Source organism: Blautia hydrogenotrophica DSM 10507 (genome assembly GCF_034356035.1).
GTDB classification, from domain to species: Bacteria; Bacillota; Clostridia; order Lachnospirales; family Lachnospiraceae; genus Blautia_A; species Blautia_A hydrogenotrophica.
Genome location: NZ_CP136423.1, coordinates 337,202 through 359,644, shown reverse-complemented (window position 1 = coordinate 359,644; position 22,443 = coordinate 337,202). Strand labels below are relative to the sequence as shown.

The 22,443-nt window shown below is 45.1% G+C and carries 18 protein-coding genes and 1 riboswitch; of the genes, 2 read left to right on the top strand and 16 right to left on the bottom strand.

Annotated features, from left to right (window positions below; translation table 11 throughout):
* Window positions 1-117 precede the first annotated feature (117 nt).
* From hisA to BLHYD_RS01715, 6 genes are all read right to left on the bottom strand, one after another.
* Window positions 118-891: a phosphoribosylformimino-5-aminoimidazole carboxamide ribotide isomerase gene (hisA, locus tag BLHYD_RS01740; RefSeq protein WP_055164239.1), complete on the bottom strand. Its 774-nt coding sequence runs from the start codon at window positions 889-891 to the stop codon at window positions 118-120.
* A 108-nt stretch (window positions 892-999) separates the two neighbouring features.
* Window positions 1,000-1,386: a hypothetical protein gene (locus BLHYD_RS01735; protein WP_021845677.1), complete on the bottom strand. Its 387-nt coding sequence runs from the start codon at window positions 1,384-1,386 to the stop codon at window positions 1,000-1,002.
* Window positions 1,387-1,645: 259 nt separating this feature from the next.
* On the bottom strand, window positions 1,646-2,404 hold the full coding sequence (gene dapB / locus BLHYD_RS01730) for a 4-hydroxy-tetrahydrodipicolinate reductase (RefSeq protein ID WP_021845676.1): 759 nt from the start codon (window positions 2,402-2,404) through the stop codon (window positions 1,646-1,648).
* Window positions 2,405-2,419: 15 nt separating this feature from the next.
* A complete protein-coding gene (gene dapA / locus BLHYD_RS01725; protein WP_021845675.1) occupies window positions 2,420-3,310 on the bottom strand; it encodes a 4-hydroxy-tetrahydrodipicolinate synthase in 891 nt (296 codons plus the stop codon).
* A 191-nt stretch (window positions 3,311-3,501) separates the two neighbouring features.
* Window positions 3,502-3,674, bottom strand: a riboswitch (Lysine riboswitch).
* A gap of 321 nt (window positions 3,675-3,995) precedes the next feature.
* Window positions 3,996-4,496, bottom strand: a complete 501-nt coding sequence (locus tag BLHYD_RS01720; protein WP_040350428.1) for a cob(I)yrinic acid a,c-diamide adenosyltransferase — start codon at window positions 4,494-4,496, stop codon at window positions 3,996-3,998.
* A 608-nt stretch (window positions 4,497-5,104) separates the two neighbouring features.
* On the bottom strand, window positions 5,105-5,731 hold the full coding sequence (locus tag BLHYD_RS01715) for a single-stranded DNA-binding protein (protein ID WP_005946958.1): 627 nt from the start codon (window positions 5,729-5,731) through the stop codon (window positions 5,105-5,107).
* Window positions 5,732-6,020: 289 nt separating this feature from the next.
* Here BLHYD_RS01715 and typA point away from each other — a divergent pair, with 289 nt between their 5' ends.
* Together typA and adhE are read left to right on the top strand one after the other, a co-directional pair.
* Window positions 6,021-7,853, top strand: coding sequence for a translational GTPase TypA (gene typA / locus BLHYD_RS01710; RefSeq protein WP_005946956.1), 1,833 nt, complete (start codon window positions 6,021-6,023; stop codon window positions 7,851-7,853).
* 324 nt (window positions 7,854-8,177) lie between these two features.
* Window positions 8,178-10,784: a bifunctional acetaldehyde-CoA/alcohol dehydrogenase gene (gene adhE / locus BLHYD_RS01705; protein ID WP_005946954.1), complete on the top strand. Its 2,607-nt coding sequence runs from the start codon at window positions 8,178-8,180 to the stop codon at window positions 10,782-10,784.
* Between the two features lie 156 nt (window positions 10,785-10,940).
* On the opposite strand, the gene buk is transcribed toward adhE, so the two are convergent.
* From buk to BLHYD_RS01655, 10 genes are all read right to left on the bottom strand, one after another.
* A complete protein-coding gene (gene buk / locus BLHYD_RS01700; protein WP_005946952.1) occupies window positions 10,941-12,056 on the bottom strand; it encodes a butyrate kinase in 1,116 nt (371 codons plus the stop codon).
* A 24-nt stretch (window positions 12,057-12,080) separates the two neighbouring features.
* Window positions 12,081-13,265 (bottom strand): pyridoxal phosphate-dependent aminotransferase, encoded by a 1,185-nt coding sequence (locus tag BLHYD_RS01695; protein WP_021845671.1) that lies wholly within the window; start codon window positions 13,263-13,265, stop codon window positions 12,081-12,083.
* A 161-nt stretch (window positions 13,266-13,426) separates the two neighbouring features.
* On the bottom strand, window positions 13,427-13,996 hold the full coding sequence (locus tag BLHYD_RS01690) for an indolepyruvate oxidoreductase subunit beta (protein WP_005946948.1): 570 nt from the start codon (window positions 13,994-13,996) through the stop codon (window positions 13,427-13,429).
* A gap of 5 nt (window positions 13,997-14,001) precedes the next feature.
* Window positions 14,002-15,780, bottom strand: coding sequence for an indolepyruvate ferredoxin oxidoreductase subunit alpha (gene iorA / locus BLHYD_RS01685; RefSeq protein WP_021845670.1), 1,779 nt, complete (start codon window positions 15,778-15,780; stop codon window positions 14,002-14,004).
* Between the two features lie 30 nt (window positions 15,781-15,810).
* Window positions 15,811-16,716, bottom strand: a complete 906-nt coding sequence (locus BLHYD_RS01680; protein ID WP_005946945.1) for a bifunctional enoyl-CoA hydratase/phosphate acetyltransferase — start codon at window positions 16,714-16,716, stop codon at window positions 15,811-15,813.
* A gap of 473 nt (window positions 16,717-17,189) precedes the next feature.
* Window positions 17,190-17,861, bottom strand: a complete 672-nt coding sequence (locus tag BLHYD_RS01675) for a V-type ATP synthase subunit D (RefSeq protein WP_021845668.1) — start codon at window positions 17,859-17,861, stop codon at window positions 17,190-17,192.
* A 79-nt stretch (window positions 17,862-17,940) separates the two neighbouring features.
* Window positions 17,941-19,311 (bottom strand): V-type ATP synthase subunit B, encoded by a 1,371-nt coding sequence (locus tag BLHYD_RS01670; protein WP_005946941.1) that lies wholly within the window; start codon window positions 19,309-19,311, stop codon window positions 17,941-17,943.
* A gap of 1 nt (window position 19,312) precedes the next feature.
* The gene (locus BLHYD_RS01665) at window positions 19,313-21,082 is read right to left on the bottom strand and encodes a V-type ATP synthase subunit A (protein WP_005946940.1); all 1,770 of its coding nucleotides are present in this window, start codon (window positions 21,080-21,082) and stop codon (window positions 19,313-19,315) included.
* Between the two features lie 64 nt (window positions 21,083-21,146).
* The gene (locus BLHYD_RS01660) at window positions 21,147-21,467 is read right to left on the bottom strand and encodes a V-type ATP synthase subunit F (RefSeq protein WP_005946938.1); all 321 of its coding nucleotides are present in this window, start codon (window positions 21,465-21,467) and stop codon (window positions 21,147-21,149) included.
* Window positions 21,460-22,431 (bottom strand): V0D/AC39 family V-type ATPase subunit, encoded by a 972-nt coding sequence (locus BLHYD_RS01655; RefSeq protein ID WP_005946936.1) that lies wholly within the window; start codon window positions 22,429-22,431, stop codon window positions 21,460-21,462. The genes BLHYD_RS01660 and BLHYD_RS01655 overlap by 8 nt, the downstream gene beginning before the upstream one ends.
* Window positions 22,432-22,443: the final 12 nt, after the last annotated feature.

The following is a 22,443-nucleotide window of genomic DNA, read 5'->3' as shown; positions in this document are numbered from 1 at the left end:
CTCTTCTGAAACCTTTACTCCCAATTACTGATACCATTTTCAGAAGATCTCTCGACCGGTTACAGCCGAATCAGGTTACCTATATTATAACACAAACTTGTACAATTAACATCCTTTTTATGAACAAAAAGATAAAATTTCTGTGAATAAGAGGGGTCCTCCAAACAAATCCAGAGCACTTCCCACTGTGACATCCACCCTTCCACATCCATGCTCTTTCAATTCCTTCAAGTCCTGGAAGTTCCCCACACCACCGGCATAGGTCACAGGTCGTTCTGCATATTCGGCCAACAGCTTAACCAACTCCGTTTCTATTCCCCTGGCCTTTCCTTCCGCATCCACCGCATGCACCAAGTACTCACTACAGTAACCACCTAACTCCCGCAGCGTCTCCAAGGTAACAGGAACCTCCGTAAACTTTTGCCATCTGTCTGTCACAATATAATAGAGATCCCCTCTCTTTTTACAGCTCAAATCCAAGACCAAACGCTCTGCTCCCACCGCTTTTCGCAGCTTCTCTAGATTCTCATAGGAAATCTTTCCATCTTTAAAGACATACGATGTCACAATCACATGGCTGGCTCCGGCCTGCAAAAACTCCTCTGCGTTTTCAGCATTGATACCTCCGCCGATCTGCATTCCACCTGGATACGTGTTCAGAGCTTTTACAGCCTGCCTTTTTGTCTCTTCATAATAGGGAGAGCTGGCCGGATTCAACATAATAATATGTCCTCCCGTCAAACCCAGCTCTTTATATAACTTGGCGAAAAAAAATGCGTCCTGTTCTGCCACATAATTCTCCGCAGCCCAGTCGTTCTGATCTCGTAGGCTGCTACCCACTATTTGCTTTACTTTACCGTTATGTATATCAATGCATGGTCGAAATTTCATCATTTCACTTCCTCTCATGCATTGATAATAACATGATAGACAAAAGTCCGCAAGCTATCGTCTGCTGAAAACACCCTTCCACAGATCGGCAGCATGCCAACCTTTTTACTATTCAGCTACGTTGTTGTCTTTCGTCTCTTTGGTCGTCTTGTTGTCATCCGTAGTCGTTCCGTCATCCTCACCATCGAAAGCATCACCTACAGCATCTCCTACATCCTCAACAGCATCTCCGACACCGTCACCTAAATCTTTGACACCATCACCCAGATCTTCAGAAGGAGTATCTACATCTTTGTCTGTATCTTTGTCTGTAGTTCCCTCCGTCGTATTCTCATCCATGGTGTCATTCTCATCGGTAGTCTCATCCGTCGTCTCCTGATCTTCTGTCACTGTTCCATTCTGATCGTCTTTCTCAGAGGCATCTCCACATCCGGCTGCCAGAGCAAGTACCAAAACCATACCACTGCAAAGTAAAAGATTTTTCATTTTTTTCATATTCTCAATCTCCTTTTTCAAGTTGTACTTTCGATAAAGATAGTATGTTCCAAACCATCTTTCATTATGCAGTCTTATTTTCATCGAGCAAAATGCCATTCTCTGGAATGAATGGAAATTTTTTTAATCACTGGATACGCAGACACAATACCGTAGACATCTTATCGCGCAAAACAACAAGACCGCCCTTGACAGAATCCCCTGCCTTCGTGCGGTCTTTCTCTCTAAAAATTATATATTTTATGTCGGCACTTATATTTCAGCCATTGATTACATCTTTCATATCATATCTACCGGCTGGCTTACCAGCTAAATATTTCGCAGCTTCCACCGCACCTTTTCCGAAAACAGCCTTGGAATACGCAGTGTGTTTAAACTCGATCACCTCGTCCGGCCCTGCGAAAATAATCTCATGCTCTCCCACGATGCTTCCACCTCGAACCGCACTAATTCCAATCTCTTTTTCATCTCTCTTTTGTCTCACCTGGCTTCGATCATAGACATAATGATATTTATGGTCCATTGCCTCGTTCAAACTGTCTGCCAATGCAAGTGCAGTCCCGCTAGGCGCATCCACTTTAAGGTGATGATGCCGTTCCACAATCTCCATGTCAAAGCCCGCCGTAGCCAACACCTTTGCCGCCTCCTGAATTAATTTAAACAAAGTATTAATTCCCAGAGACATGTTCGCAGACTTCATAATCGCCACTTTTTTGCTGATCTCGTCTACCTTCGCATTCTGCTCCTCACTGAGCCCTGTAGTACATAATACTAACGGAATTCCTCTCTTGGCGCTGTAATCCATTAGAGCATCCACTGCCTTTGCGTTAGAGAAGTCAATGATAGCATCCGCATCCACCTGACAAGAATCCAAATCAGTAAATACCGGATAACCATTTTCTCTATTGTCCATCATATCAATTCCGGCTACAATCTCAGCATCCGCATCCTGAGCCACCAATCCGCTGATTACTTGCCCCATATGGCCGTTGCAGCCATGCATAATAATTCTCGTCATCTCAGCCATCCTCTCTTATGCCAGTTTGATCCCGAAATCAATCATGGCTTTTTCCAGCCTCTTCAAATTGGCAGGCTCCATATCCGTCAGAGGCAGACGCAGCGGTCCTGCATCCTTCCCCATCAGGTTCAATGCTGCCTTCACCGGAATCGGATTTACCTCACAGAATAAAGCTTCCACCAGCTCTATGGCTCGAAGCTGAATCTCACAGCTACCCTTTACATCGCCTTCCAGATATTTTGCAACCATATCGTGGGTCTCCTGAGGAGCTACGTTGGACAAAACTGAGATCACACCTTTGCCTCCCAAAGACAGAAGCGGTACCACCTGATCGTCATTTCCTGAGTACAAATCAATACAGCCATCTGCCAAAGACATCAGTTTTGCGATCTGAGAAATATTTCCTGAAGCTTCCTTGATCGCCACAATATTTTCCACATTTCTAGCCAATGATACCGCTGTCTCTGGCATAATATTACAACCAGTACGGCTAGGTACATTATACAGAATAATCGGAATAGACACGGCATTGGCTATCGCAGTGAAATGTGCAATCAACCCATTCTGCGTCGCTTTGTTATAGTATGGAGTCACCAGCAAAAGCGCATCCGCTCCATAGGACTCAGCTTCCTTTGACATCATGATCGCTGTCTCCGTACAGTTTGAACCTGTTCCCGCAATAACCGGTACTCTCTTTGCTACCTTATCAACTGTATATTTGATTGCCGAAAGATGCTCTCCATGCGTCAGAGTGGAGGACTCTCCGGTCGTCCCGCAGATGATGATCGCATCTGTGTGATTCTCAATCTGAAATTCAATCAATTCACCAAGTTTATCGTAATTCACCTCACCTGTCGGAAGCATTGGGGTTACAATCGCTACACCTGCACCAGTAAAAATTGCCATAATTTTCTCCTCCTTAATGATAATATGTACTCTCAGAATCTCTTCGTTCAGGAACAAAACGTGCGCATCCGCAACGGAACGTTTATGCTATAAGAAACGGCTTTCACTCACCAGCTTGACAAGAGCTTTCCTATAACATAAAAAGAGGCCGACCTTTTGCCCGCCTCTAAAGAATCTAATCCATTATCTGATCTTTAGATAGCGCACCATCTTACGATGACAGTCACACAGCTCTTAACTGTATGCCCAAGAACCACCAAAACAGGCTGGCAATCCTTTCGGCGTTTTTTCCTTTCCTCTGTTTTCTTCTGTGCCTGCCACATCCAACAGATTACTAATAAAAAACGCAACCTCTATCTTTCTTAACTGTGATTTCTGTAACTATAGCATGCTTTCCGATGATTGTCAATGCATTTATTCCGAATTTCGTTTCACAATGGGATTTTAGGTTACAGTTCAGGGCTTCAATATCCCGCGAGTTGTTTTCGTACATTTTGTACAAAATCTAAGACATACTCGCGCCAAACTACTGTTTACAGCAGTTTGTGTGCATCGCATAGCGTGTTACTGCTCACGAACTGCAAGTGAGTGAACAGTAAGGATTTGGGCAGCTCCAAACCGACTGAGAATTTCTCCTGCGCAAGGCCACAAACGTGCGGTCCAGTTTTCACGGAATAAGCTGTTACTATTCTCTCTCCCGCAGTACTTTCGTCTCTAGAGTTGTGATACAGTCCACCATCGGCTGAATTTCCTGGGGCATGCAATCCCCAGTCAGAACCAGATGCATCTCATCCACCAGCTCCATGAGCTTCTTCAGTTCGTCCACGGTGATAATGCCATGATCCACAACTCCAAAAATTTCATCCAGAACCAGCAGATCACACTCCTCTGTAGCTATCACTTTTTTCGCAAAATTCAGCCCATTGAGAATATTTTTCTTCTCCTCTGCTTTCTCCTGTTCACTTAAATTTTCATAATAAATTTTGGACTTCTCAAATCGGAAAATTTTTAAGTCCAATGGACTCAAATCTTCGATAAACTCCAACTCACTGCTCTCTTTACCCTTGAGGAACTGTATGATAATCACACTCTTTCCCTGGGCACATGCCCGAACACTCTGACCGAGAGCTAGCGTAGATTTTCCTTTTCCAGTACCGCAGTACACTTCTACAAGACCTTTTTTCATCGCCATTCCTTCTTAATAATCATGTGTGGTTTATCTGCGGCTTTCCAAGCACACGGATAAATTCTTCTGTTGCTCTGAATTTTCCAGTCCTCGCATGTCGCTGTCCCTATCTCATGCAATACTCCATAACAAGGATAAAACTATAAGTATGTTTTATATTACAGCAAAATCCCTAAAAATGCAAGTATTGTGCCTGTTTATTGCCAAAATCAGGAAAAGCTGCATTACGGTTCAGGCCTCCAATATCCTGCGAGGTGTTTTTGTACATTTTGTACAAAATTCCCAAATATATTCGCGCCAAACTGCTGTTTGCAGCAGTTTGTGTGCATCGCGTAGCGTGTTACTGCTCACGAACCGCAAGTGAGTGAACAGTAACAAAGCTGCCTTCGCTCTCGCAGCGGCTTTCGCAAGCATGCTTGCTCCTTCCTCTGCCTTCGCTTCGGCGCATGGCCACACAGCTTTTCCTTACTTCCGTTCATCCATGCAGCTCGATTCCACTTCGCTCCATCTCGCTTCGGGACGTCGTCCCTATGCCTTCGCTCTCGCAGCAGCTTTCACAAGCATGCTTGCTCCTTCCTCTGCCTTCGCTTCGGCGCATGGCTGAACTGTTATTCCAAATATTCTAACTTGCTGACGGAGACTTCGTAGGCGGTTCGCTTTTCAGTTTCGTTCTCACCGATCTTTTTCATATAGTCGCGGCTTTGAATCCGCCCCCAAATCAGCACATGTCCGCCCACCTCAAAAGCTGACGCATAGCGTGCATTTCTTCCCCAGCATATGCAGGGTATGTAGTCAGACTTTCCATACGGACGATTGACAGCCAGCAAGAGATCTGCAATCTCTCTTCCCAGAGGTGTTTTTCGATAAACCGGCGGTTTGCAAATATAGCCGTCTAGAAAAATCTGGTTCACCGTCAGGGAATCGTCTTCCTCTTCCACAAAACTTAATTCTCTTACAAACACAGACAATACCAGCCGGTTTCTCTTTTCCTCATGCCGGTTATAAGAACGAAACTGTCCGTGCACCTGGATGTACTCGCCCACATAGTCCTGAGTCACATCCACAAGTCTCTCTGAGACCATCAGCGGAATTCTGTCTTCCGAGTCGCTCAGTCTTTTCACCAGCAGTTCCAATGTGTAGAACCCCTCTCCAAATACCTGGTGACTAAACGTAAATTCCGTTGAAATTTTTCCCATAATGGATACTTGATTGTTTTCAATAATCTTATCTGCCATGATTGATAGTTCCCCTTCCTCTTAATAGTACCATAGGTCATCTCTGACGGCATCGGCGATACCGTCCCCGTTTTTACGGTTTTCTATATATGTGTATTAACGGGATTGCATTTTTAGAACCAAAAATAATTTTTTTTTGAAGGACCTTGTAATCTTTAAAAAATATGGTACACTTTAGGGGTTGACTCCATTCAATAAGTAGAAAAATATTATGTACAGGTTCACTTTACATGCCTGTACCCTAACAATAGCAAGCAATTATCTGTTGTTAAAGAAAGGATATTAAATTATGAAAATCAAACGCGAAGACGTGAGAAACGTGGCGATTATTGCTCACGTTGACCATGGCAAAACTACCCTGGTAGACGAACTGTTAAAACAAAGCGGTGTGTTTCGGGAAAACCAGGAAGTCAAGGAACGTGTCATGGACTCCAATGATCTGGAAAGAGAACGTGGAATTACTATTCTCTCCAAAAACACTGCCGTCTATTATAAAAATACAAAAATCAATATTATAGATACACCTGGACATGCTGATTTCGGCGGCGAGGTTGAACGTGTCCTTAAAATGGTTGACGGCGTAATCCTTCTGGTGGATGCTTTTGAAGGTGCCATGCCACAAACAAAATTCGTGTTAAAAAAGGCCCTAGAGCTAGATCTACACGTGATTGTCTGTATCAACAAAATCGACCGGCCTGAGGCACGCCCCAACGAAGTCATCGACGAAGTTCTAGAACTGCTCATGGACTTGGAAGCTTCCGATGAACAACTGGACTGTCCTTTCCTTTATGCCTCAGCAAAAGCAGGACACGCCGTATTGGATTTAAATGACGCCCCTAAAAACATGGTTCCTCTCTTTGAGACCATCCTAAACTACATTCCTGCCCCAGAAGGAGACCCCGATGAGCCAACTCAGGTTCTGATCAGCACCATCGACTACAACGAGTATGTAGGCCGTATCGGCGTCGGAAAAGTAGAGCAAGGAACTATCCACGTCAACCAGGATGTCATTATTGTAAATGAACACAACCCTGATAAAAAAGCCCGGGTAAAAATCAGCAACCTCTACGAATTTGACGGTTTAAACAAAGTGGAAGTAAAAGAAGCCCAGATCGGTTCCATCGTCGCAATCTCCGGAATCGCAGATCTTCACATTGGAGATACCATCTGCGACCCAGAACATCCATCTCCGATTCCTTTCCAGAAGATCTCTGAGCCGACCATCTCCATGAATTTCATGGTCAACGATAGTCCTCTGGCGGGACTGGAAGGAAAATATGTTACCTCCCGTCATCTCCGCGACCGCTTGATGAGAGAGCTGAACACCGATGTCAGTCTTCGTGTGGAAGAGACTGACACCACAGAGTGTTTTAAAGTTTCCGGACGGGGCGAGCTCCACCTCTCCGTCCTGATCGAGAATATGCGCCGCGAGGGTTACGAGTTTGCAGTCAGCAAAGCAGAAGTTCTGTACCACGAGGATGAGCGCGGAAAGCGCCTGGAACCCATGGAAATCGCCTATATCGACGTTCCTGAAGAATTTTCAGGTTCCGTAATTCAAAAGCTCAGCGAGAGAAAGGGGGAGCTCCACGGAATGAGTCTGCTCAGTGACGGCTCCTCCCGCCTGGAATTCTCTATTCCGGCCCGCGGTTTAATCGGATTCCGCAATGAATTTCTGACGATCACAAAGGGAAATGGAGTCCTAAACACAATCTTCGATGGCTATGGTCCCTATAAAGGCGATCTTCAATACCGCAAACAAGGCTCTCTCATCGCATTTGAAGCCGGCGAGGCAGTTACTTACGGTCTTTTTTCAGCACAGGACAGAGGTACTCTTTTCATCGGCCCCGGTGAAAAAGTCTACTGTGGAATGGTAATCGGTCAGAACGGTAAAGCAGAGGACATTGAATTAAACGTATGCAAGACCAAACATCTTACAAATACTCGCTCATCCTCAGCCGACGAAGCTTTGAAACTGACTCCGCCTAAAATTTTGAGTCTCGAACAAGCTCTAGAATTCATAGATAACGACGAACTGCTAGAAGTAACCCCCACAAGCCTCAGAATCCGCAAACGGATTTTGGACCCTCGTGAGCGTAAACGTGCCAATATGAAAAATAAGTAATTACCTTCTCATCACTTAAAATAATTAAGTATTTTTATACTTTCAAAAGCCATCCATAATCTCATATCCTTTTTGATTGAGTATGGATGGTTTATTTTTCCTCAATATTGACATTTAATTAACGTTATCTTATTATCAATTATGTTATATTTTCTAAAATCTTATAATCAAATCCTTTAATTTTCATGTAAATAAAAACACTTTTTTTATTAATCAAACATTGTTAAATTGATATTGACTTTTTTCACAAGATATGTCTATAATAAGCCATACAATTCAGATATCCATTTAGACATTTAATTAACAATCTTGGGAGGATAAGTTATGGCAAAAAAAGAAACCACTACACCATTCATTGATTCTGTGGAAACATTAACCGCAAAAATGGAGGATATGCGGAAAGCTCAGAAAATCTTCTCTACCTACACACAAGAACAAGTAGATAAAATTTTTCTGGCGGCAGCTACTGCTGCAAATAAAGCACGAATTCCACTGGCAAAAATGGCTGTCGAGGAAAGCGGTATGGGCCTCGTGGAAGACAAAATCATCAAAAATCACTACGCTGCTGAATATGTATACAATGCTTATCGTCACACGAAGACCTGTGGTGTAATAGAGGAAGATCCTATATATGGAATCAAAAAAATCGCAGAGCCTGTAGGGTTGATTGCAGCAGTTATCCCTACTACTAATCCTACTTCTACAGCGATATTTAAGACTCTTATTGCATTGAAAACTAGAAATGCCATCATCATCAGCCCACATCCAAGAGCTAAAAAATGTACTGCTGAGGCTGCCAAAATCGTTCTTGACGCTGCTGTGGCAGCAGGTGCTCCTGAGGGTATTATCGGATGGATTGACGTACCGTCCTTGGAACTGACAAATCAGGTTATGAAAGATGCAGACCTCATTCTGGCAACTGGAGGCCCCGGCATGGTAAAAGCTGCCTACTCATCCGGCAAACCAGCTGTGGGAGTAGGCCCTGGAAATACACCTGTCATCATCGACGATACTGCGGATATTCGAATGGCTGTTAACTCTGTCATTCACTCAAAGACTTTTGACTACGGTATGATCTGTGCTTCCGAGCAGTCCGTGACCGTCCTGGAATCCGTATACGATCAGGCCAAAGCTGAATTTCTCAGAAGAGGCTGTTACTTCCTGAATCCAGAAGAGCTGGATAAGGTTCGCTCCACCATCTTAATCAATGGCGCATTGAATGCGAAAATTGTCGGACAGCCCGCCCCAGTAATCGCTTCCATGGCTGGCATCAAAGTACCAGATAATACAAAAATTCTAATAGGTGAAGTGGAATCTGTCGATATCTCCGAACCTTTTGCTCATGAGAAATTATCCCCAGTATTAGCTATGTATAAGGCTAAGACCTTCGATGAAGCGTTAGAAAAAGCAGCACAACTCGTGGCAGACGGCGGATATGGACATACATCCTCACTTTACGTAAATGTAAACGAAAAAGAGAAAATCGCAAAACACTCCGACGCTATGAAGACTTGCCGTATTCTGATTAACACTCCGTCTTCACAAGGTGGTATCGGAGATCTGTATAATTTCAAGCTGGAGCCTTCTTTGACTTTAGGTTGCGGTTCCTGGGGTGGAAACTCTGTCTCCGCAAACGTAGGAGTAAAACATCTTCTAAACATCAAGACCGTGGCAGAAAGGAGAGAGAATATGCTGTGGTTCCGCGCACCTGAGAAAGTTTATTTCAAGAAAGGCTGTACGCCGGTAGCTCTCGACGAATTAGGTACTATTATGCACAAAAAGAGAGCATTTATTGTAACAGACAGCTTCCTCTACAAAAATGGATATACCCAAAAAATTGAAGCAAAATTAGACGAAATGGGCATTGTCCACACCTGCTTCTACGATGTAGCTCCAGACCCAACTTTAGCCAGCGCAAAGGCAGGAGCAGCCGCAATGCGTGCATTTGAACCTGACTGTATCATCGCTCTGGGCGGTGGTTCCGCAATGGATGCCGGTAAAGTAATGTGGGTGCTTTACGAACATCCCGATGCAAACTTTGATGATATGGCGATGGACTTCATGGACATTCGTAAGAGAGTCTACACATTCCCGAAGATGGGTGAAAAAGCTTACTTTGTAGCAATCCCAACTTCCTCAGGAACAGGTTCCGAGGTTACACCTTTCGCGATCATTACTGACCAGGATACCGGTGTAAAATGGCCTCTAGCAGACTATCAGCTAATGCCAAATATGGCCATCGTAGACACCGACAACATGATGAGCCAGCCGAAGGGCCTGACTTGCGCTTCCGGTATTGACGTAATGACTCATGCTATTGAATCCTACGTCTCTGTCATGGCCAGCGATTACACTCAGGGCTTATCCTTAAAAGCAATCAAATTGGTATTTGACTACCTTCCAAGGGCTTACAAAGATGGTAATGACGTGGAAGCGAGAGATCACATGGCCAACGCCTCCTGCCTGGCAGGTATGGCTTTCGCCAATGCATTTTTGGGATTAAACCACTCCATGGCTCACAAACTTGGAGCTTTTCATCACCTGCCTCATGGAATCGCTAACGCTGTGATTCTCACCGAAGTTATGAAGTACAACTCTGTGGAAGTTCCTACCAGAATGGGTACTTTCCCACAGTATGAATATCCTCAGGCTCTGGCCCGCTATGCGGAAATTGGTCGTTATGTAGGTTTGACCGGAAAAGATGACCAGGAAGTCTTTAATAAATTAGTTCAGAAACTCGAAGATCTGAAAAAAGCCATTGAGATCAAGCCAAGCATTCAAGCTTATGGTATTGATGAAAAATACTTCTTTGACACTCTAGACAACATGACAGAACAGGCCTTCAATGACCAGTGTACTGCTGCAAATCCGAGATATCCTCTGATGTCTGAGATCAAAGAACTGTACACAAAATGCTACTACAATAAATAACCTTTTTGGCCGGTGAATTTCTTCACCGGCCAAGATAAAATAGACAATTCCCCTACAGAAAAAAGCCGCTGTTTTTGCAGCGGCTTTTTTCTGTACAACATGAGCAGCCTGCCAATCACAGACTGCTCATAAAGGATCATAAAATGTTTATTTAATTTATGATGGGCGCCAATGCCGATAACTCTTGTGCTGATTCCTCACACTCGGCAACTGATAGATATGGGGCTGTTCCTCGCCCCTCAACAGACGTAACCCACCGAAAGCCAAAGCCTCCATCTCATTCTCTCCCGGCAATACCTCAATAGGAGCAATGAAACCTGCATACTCTTTTACCATATCCGTAAGCATCTTGGAATTTGCTACACCGCCAGTCAGAATAATTGCATCTGTATTTCCTCTTTGAGCGACACTCAAAAGTCCAATTCCCTTGGCAATCTGATAAGCCTGAGCTCTGAATACCAGTTCTGCATGCTTATCTCCATCCTGAATCATTTTCTCAATCACACGGCAATCGCTGGTTCCCAAGTGAGCATACATACCGCCTTTGCCGCGCACTTTCTTTTTCATGTCTGCTCTCGTATAGTTGCCGGAATAACACAATTCCACCAACTGCAGACCTGGAACACTTCCTGCCCTCTCCGGCGAAAACTGTCCGTCATCGTCTCCCAGAGAATCCACAATCTTTCCTTTAGAATGCACACTGATGGAGACTCCGCCGCCCAAGTGAGCCACGATAAGGTTCAAATCTTTATAGTCCCTGCCTATAGACTTCGCATATTTCAAAGCCATCGCATGGCTATTCAGCAAATGGCAAAAACTCTGTCTGGTGATCTCCGGGATTCCTGTCACTTGCGCCACAGGAGTCAACTCTCCTCCTGTCACTGCGTCATAGATATAGGCCGGAATTCCCACAGATTCCGCACATAATTTCGCCAGCATCCCCCCTAAATTCGAGGCATGGGGAGAACTGATATCGCTTTCCAAAGCAAAAAACAGTTCATCATTCACAGTATAACCCCCCGCATGTAGCCCAGGAACTAATCCTCCTCGCCCTACAATCGCAGACAGTTCTTCCTGTTTCACTCCGTTTTTCTCTAAAAATTGCCGTATAATCTCCATTCGAAATGGAATCTGATCAGGAATTTGATCGTATTTTGCCAGTTCTGTAGTATCATGTTCTATATTTTCCTGAACAATTTTCTTCTCATCCTCATAGATCGCCAGTTTTGTGCTGGTCGAACCAGGATTAATGATTAACAGCTTATATGCCATTGTCCACCTCCGTAGGCCTGATGTCTAGAACAGCTCTTTTGCCAGCTTAGCAAACTCCGGCAAGCTGTTTTGAATACTTTCATAAGAAACGCAGTAACTTAATCGAACGTATCCTGGGCAGGCAAAGGAACTTCCTGCCACCATCAGAATATTATACTTTTTAGCAGCCTCCACAAATTCTTTTTCATCCTTTGTTGGAGATTTCACAAACAGATAAAATGCTCCCTGAGGTTTTACACATTCAAAGCCCAGTTTTGTAAGACCTTCGTAGAGTGTCTTGCGGTTCCGGTCATAGTACTCCACATTAACTGCCGCATCCACACATCTTCCAACTACTTTCTGAATCAAAGAAGGAGCGTTTACGGAACCTAAAATTCGGTTAGCGATCGTAGCCGCCTGAATCACCTCATCACTGCCATCCAGTTCATCCGGGATTACCACATAGCCGATACGCTCTCCGGGAAGTGACAGAGATTTGCTGTAGGAATATCCAACGATCGTATCTTTGTAATACTTCGTCAGGTACGGAACCTCAACTCCATCATAAGCCAGCTCTCTGTATGGCTCATCTGAAATCAGGTAGATTGGATGCCCCACTTCTTTCTCTTTCTCTTCCAGAATCGCAGCCAGTTTTTTGATGGTATCCTCTGAATAGACCACTCCTGTAGGATTGTGCGGGTTATTTACGATAACTGCCTTGGTCTTCTCATTGATCTTACTCTTGAACTCTTCCAAATTCGGCTGGAATGTGGAAGTATCCGGTGATACCTCAACCAATACTCCATCATAATTCTTTACATATGCACCATATTCCAGGAAGTAAGGAGCGAATACGATTACCTCATCACCTGGGTTTAACAAAGCCTTAAAAGTAATGTTCAAACCACTAGCAGCACCTACCGTCATAATCAAGTTCTTAGCTGCAAAATTCGTGCCAAATCGTCTATTCAAGGATTCCGCAATCGACTGTCTCACATCCTCAAAACCAGCATTATTCATGTATCCGTGCAGAACAACCGGGTCCATATTTTTTACCAGATCAATGATTGTCTCCTGAACACAATCTGGTGCCGGAACGTTTGGATTCCCAATACTGAAATCAAAAACTTTGTCTTCTCCATAAAGCGCTTTCAGCCTGTTTCCTTCTTCAAACATAGCACGAATCGCAGAATTATTATTTACATAAGGTTTCATTCTTTCGGAAATCATATTATACACACCCTTCTTCATTCAAAACATATTTACTTGATACTGTTCTCCTCTCCATAGATGTCCTCATCTCCTATAAAGAGGAATCACCCTGTCCTTACGGACAAGGTGTCCCTTTCTCCGTTCGAATCTAGTATATTCACTTCTAAGCTTTCGAACGGTCACATAGCTTCCATTCCCACCTTAATAGCCTTCAAGTTCAAGTCAACAAACTGTGGTTTAATGTTGGCGCGCAGAATGCTCTCCCAGTCAATATGCTCAAGTCCCATGGATTTTATGATAGTTCCCAACAGAATAATATTGGCAGCCTTCTCATTTCCCAGACCTCTCGCCAGCTCCGTTGCATTCAGTACTGTCGCTTTTGAATGAGATTTAATGATATCCAGCACATCATCTGGATACTCTTCCTGTCCGGTAATCACAGACATAGAGTCAATCTCTTCATCATTTACAACCAATACACCGCCTTCTTTCAGATAATCCAAAGCTCTCAACGCTTCCATTTTCTCAAAAGAAACAATGATATCGGCACTGCCTTTCTCAATTACCGGAGAATAAACCACATCGCCGTAACGCACCTGTGAGGATACGCTTCCACCACGCTGAGACATTCCATGAATCTCACTCATTTTCACATCAAATCCGGCTTCCATTAAGCCCAGGGTCAGTATTTTACTGGCGAGGATGGTTCCCTGGCCACCTACACCAACTAATAAGATACTCTTTGTCATCGTCCTTAATCCTCCTTCGAAATGGCGTCTTTCCTACAGACTTGCATACATACATCACAGCCCACACACTGTGCACGGTTAATATGTACCTTCTTGTTTACTCTGTCGTAATTCAGAGCCGGGCACCCAGTTTTCAGACAAGCTTTACATCCGATACACTTCTCCGGATCAATCTTATTCTTGGTTTTAAACAGATTGTCGAATTCATCCAAATCCGCCTGTGAGAATTTCTTCAGTACACATGGCCATCTGGTAATGATTACGGAAGGCTCATCTTTGATTGCCAGACACTTATCCAGAGTTTCATCAACCTCTTTCAAATTGTTTGGATTAATAACGAAGATATGCTTGATACCAATCGCTTTCACCAGGTCCTCCAGGATAATCATACTAGCCGGCTCTCCCTTCGCGTTAAAGCCAGTACCTGGGTTCTGCTGATGTCCTGTCATTCCGGTAATACGGTTATCCAGGATAATATTGATGGTGTTGCTGTTATTGTAAACAGTGTTAATCAGGGAGTTCACGCCAGTGTGGAAGAAGGTAGAATCACCCAATACAGTTACCACACGACGTCCGGTGTCACCCATATTGAACGCTTTCTGAGCGCCATGTCCTAAGCTGATGCTGGCTCCCATACAGACAGTGGAATCCATTGCTTTATACGGAGCTCCTGCTGCCAACGTATAACAACCAATATCACCACTGATCATAATATCTTTTCTCTTTCCAAGACGGTAGAACATTCCACGGTGAGGACATCCTGCACAGAATGTAGGCGCACGGTTAATCAATTTGCTGTGATCGAATTCGATCGTCTTTGGCTTCTCTCCGCCCACTGCCGCGCGAATCACATCCGGAGTCATCTCTCCCCATTTCGGGAAAATCTCTTTTCCTACACATTCGCAGCCCTGCAGTTTTACAAACTCTTCAATATAAGGATCATTCTCCTCCAAAATATATACCTTATCTACTTTGCTACAAAAATCCTTGATCAGATTTGCAGGCATCGGGTTTGTAAAGCCCAACTTCAAGTAAGATGCCTTATCTCCCCATACTTCTTTCGCATAATAATAGCAGATACCAGATGCGATGACACCCACAGAAGTATCTCCCATCTCTACTCTGTTAAATGGAGAAGTCTCACTGTACTCTGCCAACTTTTCTAATCTCTCTTCCAATTTTACACGCATTGGTCTGGCGTGCGCTGGCAAGCAGACATATTTCTGTGGATTTTTCTCCCAATCTTTCAGCGGAATCTCCACACGGTCATGCAGTTCTACTACAGATTTAGAATGGCAGACACGAGTCGTCATACGAATCACAAATGGGGTATCATATTTTTCACCCAATTCATAAGCCGCTTTCACCATGTCAATACATTCCTGGCTGTCAGATGGCTCTAACATCGCCAATTTTGCGGCCTTTGCATAGTTACGGTTATCCTGCTCATTCTGAGAAGAATACATACCCGGCTCATCAGCTGTAATAATTACATTACCTGCATTTACTCCCATATAAGCCCAGGTAAACAATGGGTCCGCCGCTACGTTCATACCTACATGCTTCATAGATACGATACTTCTAGCGCCGCCGATTGCCGCTCCGATCGCAGACTCCATGGCAACCTTCTCATTCGGTGCCCACTCTGCATAGATCTCCTTGTAAGTGGAAATATTTTCCAGAATTTCTGTACTCGGTGTGCCTGGATAAGCTGATGCGTGACGTACACCTGCTTCATAAGCACCTCTGGCGATAGCCTCATCGCCGGTCATTAATTTTTTCATTTCCCGCTTTACCTCCTTCATTCGCTTCTTCTATTTGTTTACCATACAAGCACATGCCAAAAGTGAATAATATTTTTCTTCAAACGTCGCGCTTCTGGAATTCAGCGCGATTGGACACTTCGCTCCCACAACACATCCTGCCATCCGTGCCTTGCCAAGCATCAGCAGAGACTTCACCATAATATTTCCCACATCAATGCTGGGAACTAAGAGGATATCCGCTTCACCGGTGACTGGGCTGTCAAAACCTTTGATCTGAGCAGATTCTTTGCTCATCGCCAAGTCCATAGAGATAGGTCCCGCAAAATCACAGTTCGGAATCTCACCTGCCTCAGCCATCTTTTGAAGTTCTGCCGCATCTACGGTAGCCTGCATCTTCGGGTTCAATACCTCTACCGCACAGAGGGCAGCCATCTTTGGTCGTTCATACCCAAAGCCACGGAACATTTCCACCGCATTGATGGCAATGTCTTTCTTCTTCGCCAGATCAGGATACATCATCATCCCGCCGTCAGTCACTCCCAATATCTTATGATAAGTCGGAACATCCAGTAAGGCCACATGAGACATCGCCTTCCCTGTCCGGATACCTTTTTCCTTATCTACAACACCTTTTAACAAAGTGGACGTCTGTAGGAGCCCTTTCTGAATGAAATCCGCCTTTCCTTCACGGACCAATTGAATGCCCTTCTCCACTGCATCTTCGTCAGTTTGACTGTCAATCACATCTGCCGGGTCAATCTCATGTCCCAGAGATTTTCCGATCTCTAGAATTTCTTTTTCTTTTCCCACCAGAATATAATCCAGTATCCCCTCTTCTCGCGTCTTCAAGACTGCTTCCAGCGTGTGTGCATCGTGCGCAGCTATAACTACAACTTTGCACCTGCCAGCCGCCTGAACCTTATCTCTCAACTGCTCAAAGCTTTCAATTACCATTGCGGTCGCCCTCCTTTAATAGAATTACGAAACAATTTCTTCCTCACAACGGATACCGCATTTCTCTCATCGGAGGAAGCCCCCATACAATTTTAGTGGATTCACCAGTACGTACTTTTTGCTACTTCATAATAGTTATATAAATCGTGCACGATTCTTTAATGCTATTGTAGCTTTCTTCCATAAAAAAGTCAATTATTATATATTTTTTTTTGCATTTTCTCTGTTTTTACCTTTTTTCATAATAGATTTTCAGTAATATATACCATGAATTCTAAAAATCTTATTAATTATATAACAAATTTTCCCAATCACTCTATTCAGACGCAGTTTTCTTCTATTATGCAAAGGTCAGGGCAGACTAGCTCATACATCCTAACTGTGTTCTCTGTCTGTGCCAGCGGCATCCTCGCTTCGCTAAGAAAAAACTGCTGTGAGACATTTAATGTCCCACAGCAGCTCTCAAATGAGCTCTATGCTTCTCGAACCGGACGTTCACTGTACTTGTGAGCATCCTCCAGCATCATATCCTTCACCTTCATCAGGCGAATCTGCGTGCTTCGTTCATTCTCATCCAGCTTCATGGTAATATATTTAATATGCTCCTGTGCCTGTGGAATAATCACATGCTCCAGGGCATTTACACGACGACGAGTCTTCTCGATCTCCGCCGACATCAACTGACACGCTTTCTCGCACTCAGCTAGACGCAGCATATCCGGCAGAATATCTGCCAAGGATTTCACCGCCCCGTCTAAATCACTGGAAGTAAACGCAAAACCATATGAATAGATATCGTTGGCGTCTGCCGTCCTGGTCTTATACTCAAAGGACGGAATATCGACACTCATGACGTTCTTTGTGGAAGTCTCCAGATAGACCTCCTGCTTCGGCGCCATCAACGCAGTGTTCAAAGTCTCCTCCGACATTCCGGCCTTCGCCACAACGAAGTTCGTATTCGCCGATCGAATTCCCTCTTCCACTTTCAATCGCAGTGCCATATTTTCACGTGCCAAATCCAGGAACTGGCGCATAAGTTCATCTCGTTTATCTTTCAGAAGCTTGTGTCCTCGCACCGCGGTCACAAGTTTTTTCTTCTGTTTGGTCAACTCCATACGGGTTGGGTTCACCTGGGTAGATGCCAAATTCCTTCACCTTCTTTCCTACTCTAACGCAATCTGTCGTATGTGATGGCTGTATATACAACCTGCTACCGGATACTCGTTACTTTCCGTAATACATATCCAGGAACTTGTCATCAATACGTTTCAGCTCACTTCTAGGAAGAATGGAGAGCAATTTCCATCCGATCTCCAGGGTCTCCTCAATATCACGGTTCGCATCATATCCCTGGGATACATACTGCTCCTCAAAGGCATCTGCGAACTTCGCATAAATTAAGTCGATGTCAGACAGAGCTGCTTCGCCTAAGATGGTCATCAGCTCTTTCGCGTCTTTACCGCGGGAGTAAGCCGCAAAAAGCTGATTCATCGTGTTGGAATGGTCCGCACGAGTTTTTCCCTCACCGATACCCTTATCCTTCAGACGAGACAGTGACGGAAGAACATCAATTGGCGGAGTCACTCCGCGACGGTACAGCTCACGGCTCAGGATGATCTGGCCCTCGGTGATATATCCGGTAAGGTCAGGGATTGGGTGAGTCTTATCATCCTCAGGCATGGTCAAAATCGGAATCATCGTGATACTTCCATTCTTTCCAGTCTGACGTCCAGCACGCTCATACAGCGTAGCCAAATCTGTGTACATATATCCCGGATATCCACGACGTCCAGGAACTTCCTTACGTGCCGCGGATACCTCACGCAACGCATCTGCATAGTTGGTGATATCCGTCAGGATAACCAACACGTGCATATTCTTCTCAAAAGCCAGATATTCAGCAGCCGTCAACGCCATCTTTGGCGTCGCAATACGCTCTACCGCCGGGTCATTGGCTAGATTGATAAACAACACCGTACGGTCGATAGCACCTGTCTCTTTGAAACTCTCTACGAAGAAGTTAGACTCCTCGAAAGTGATACCCATAGCCGCGAATACTACGGCAAAGGGTTCTGAGGTTCCGCGCACTTTCGCCTGTCTGGCAATCTGAGCTGCCAGCTGTGCGTGGGGAAGACCGGAAGCTGAGAAAATCGGCAGCTTCTGTCCACGTACCAGTGTGTTCAGTCCGTCAATCGCGGAGACACCCGTCTGAATAAACTCTTCCGGGTAGACACGGGCGGCTGGATTCATTGGCAGTCCGTTGATATCTCTTCTCTCATCCGGCAAAATCTCAGGCCCATCATCAATCGGACGGCCCAGACCATCGAATACACGGCCTAGCATATCTCCAGAAACACCCAGCTCCATGCTTCGACCTAGGAAACGTACTTTACTGTTTGACAGGTTGATACCTGTAGAATTCTCGAATAACTGTACTAAAGCATTGCTTCCATCAATCTCCAACACCTTACATCTGCGGATATCACCGTTGGCTAGCTCAATCTCACCCAGCTCGTCGTAGGTAACATTCTCTACACCTTGTACCAGCATCAAAGGACCGGCAACTTCTTGTATGGTTCTATACTCTTTTGGCATTTTACAGGTCCTCCTTTCCTAAAAGGCCAGCAATCTCAGCAGACAGTTCTTTATCCACGGCCTCATATTCGGCTGTCAGATTGCTTTCCTCTGTATATTTATAACGTCCAATTTTCTCACGGACAGGCAGTTTTACCAGATCATTGACCTGTGCGCCGCGACTAAGTGCTTCCGCGCCTTCATCGTAAAATGCCAATACCAGCTTCATCATATAGTGCTGTTTTTCCAGAGATGTATAAGTGTCAATCTCATGGAAAGAATTCTGATGCAGGAAGTCCTCACGGATAGATCTGGCCGCCTCCATCTTTAAGCGGTCTCCAGGTGACAACGCGTCCATACCTACCATCTGTACGATCTCTTCCAACTCGGATTCTTCCTGAAGCAACGTCATCATTTCCTGGCGCAGAGCCATCCAGTCCTCAGCTACATTTCCATTAAACCATGGTCCTACGTCATCCAGATACAAAGAATAGCTAGTCAACCAGTTGATAGCTGGGAAGTGACGTTTATAGGCCAGGGCAGAGTCCAATCCCCAGAACACTTTTACAATACGCAGAGTCGCCTGGGATACTGGCTCAGAAATATCACCACCTGGCGGCGATACGGCACCGATCGCTGTCAGCGCTCCCTCTCTGTTATCGCTGCCCAGACAGATCACATGTCCAGCTCTCTCATAGAACTGAGCTAGACGGCTTCCCAGATATGCGGGATAACCTTCCTCACCTGGCATCTCCTCCAGACGTCCAGACATCTCTCGAAGAGCCTCTGCCCAACGGGAAGTAGAGTCTGCCATCAGTGCCACGGAATAACCCATGTCACGGAAATACTCTGCAATCGTAATACCTGTGTAAATGGATGCCTCACGGGCTGCCACAGGCATGTCGGAAGTATTCGCAATCAAAACCGTACGCTCCATCAAAGACTGTCCCGTCTTCGGGTCTTTCAGCTCTGGAAACTCATTCAGAACGTCGGTCATCTCATTTCCACGCTCACCACAACCGATATAAACCACAATGTCAGCCTCCGCCCATTTTGCCAGCTGATGCTGAATCACCGTCTTGCCGCTTCCGAAAGGTCCTGGAACCGCAGCCACACCACCTTTGGCGATGGGGAACATGGTATCGACTACTCTCTGTCCAGTCACCAGCGGAACCTTCGGAGGAAGTTTTTTCTGATAAGGGCGTCCTACACGAACTGGCCATTTCTGAGCCATAGTCAGCTCTTTGTCTCCATCTTCCGTCTCTAAAATTACAACTACATCATCCACCGTAAATTCTCCGGCTTTGATGTCTTTTACCTTACCTTTCATATTCGGCGGAACCATGATCTTCTGCTGAACCAGCACAGTCTCCTGTACGGTTCCCAGAACATCACCGCCGGCCACTTCGTCGCCTGGTTTCGCAACTGGCACAAAGTTCCATTTCTTATCACGTTTCAGAGACGCAACCTCCACACCACGCTTCAGATTGTTGCTGTTGGTCGCCTTCATAATGTCGTCCAGAGGACGTTGAATACCATCATAGATACTGGAAATCAATCCAGGTCCCAGTTCTACGGACAGTGGCATTTCGGTGGATTCCACCGGTTCGCCAGGTCCAAGACCAGAAGTCTCCTCATATACCTGAATGGAAGCCTGGTCGCCGTGCATCTCGATGATCTCACCGATCAATCGCTGATTACTAACACGCACCACGTCGTACATGTTGGCATCTCTCATACCCTCAGCGATAACCAGAGGTCCTGCCACCTTCTTTATCGTTCCTTTGCTCATTTGAACAAATCACCCACTTTCCTAATTTTCCTGTCTCAATTTTGAAGACAGGTTCTCAGTCCTTCTAATTATCTCCAAAGAGAATATCTGAGCCGACTGCCTGCTCCACGGATTTCTTGACTCCGGCCACTCCTGCGCCGGTATTCCCTGACACTCCCGGTATCTGAATAATTGCCGGCAGAATCTCTTCTCGATATTTCTCTACTTCATGCTCCAGCACAGCCGCAAGAGCTTCTGTGATATAAATCACTGCGTAAGCTCCTTCCGCCAGCTTATGCAGTTTCTGTTTCGCTTCATCAGGGTCTGACACAGGAAAAGTATCCAGACCCAGCGCAGCGAACCCATAAATGCTGTCATACTCGCCGATCACTGCAATCTTATACATACATTTCCCTTATCCTTTCCCGGATAAATTCATCCGATAACTGATTCAGCTTTCCAGTCAGAATAATCCTGACTGTCTTTATCTCATTCTCTCTGGCTAAGATATAAGCCACAAGAGGTCCAATTGTAAATGGATTATATAGCTGCGGGTGGATTGTCTGGATAATCCGGTTATCACACCAACGCTCAAAAGCAGAGGCTGATTCCGCCAGAGCTTGTGCACCTTCAGCATATACCGTTCCGCTTAAATACTCCTGAATCGCGTCCATACCGCTGAGTGCCGCACGAGACAGTTGGTCTACACTGATGGAATCACATTCTGCCATTGCTCTTTTCATAAATTCCATTGTTTTCGCGGTTTTTTGTGAACGCACTGCAATTTTGATATCTGCCACAGCCACCGTAGACTCTGCATAGTCACGGATAATCTCAGCATCAGACCGTTTACCGGCCTCGTAGATGGCCTCTAAGGCTGCTTTGTCAACCATAATGTCACAAAGCTGACCATCTCTCGTGTGCAGAAAAGTCTCATAGGCCTCTTCCGCTACCCGAGACATGCTCTTCGGCAGTTTGGAGAAATTCTTCTCAGATATAATCTCCATCATTTCTTCTCCACTGATCGCGCAGTCATTGAAGAAAATATTGGGATTCTTCTCCTCCGTGGCGACTTCCTTGATCGCCGCCTTAAGATTATGGAATAGATTTGAGTAGGTGAGCACATCAAACACCGACATGTCGTCTACCAGTTCCCGCATCAATTCCCAGGTTTTCTCCCTCTCCCGGGTCAAAATTGCCTCTGCATTCACGGGAGTGTCCATATCCCCCCAGCCCTTGTCAATCAGAAATTGCAAACACTGTGCCTCATCTTTACATGCCATAAGCTGATCGATCGTGGCCTGAGAAAACAGGGTTGTCTCCCTCGCACGGATTCGCGCTACCGCGTAGGTGTATTGCTCGTCATACATAGGTGTATACCT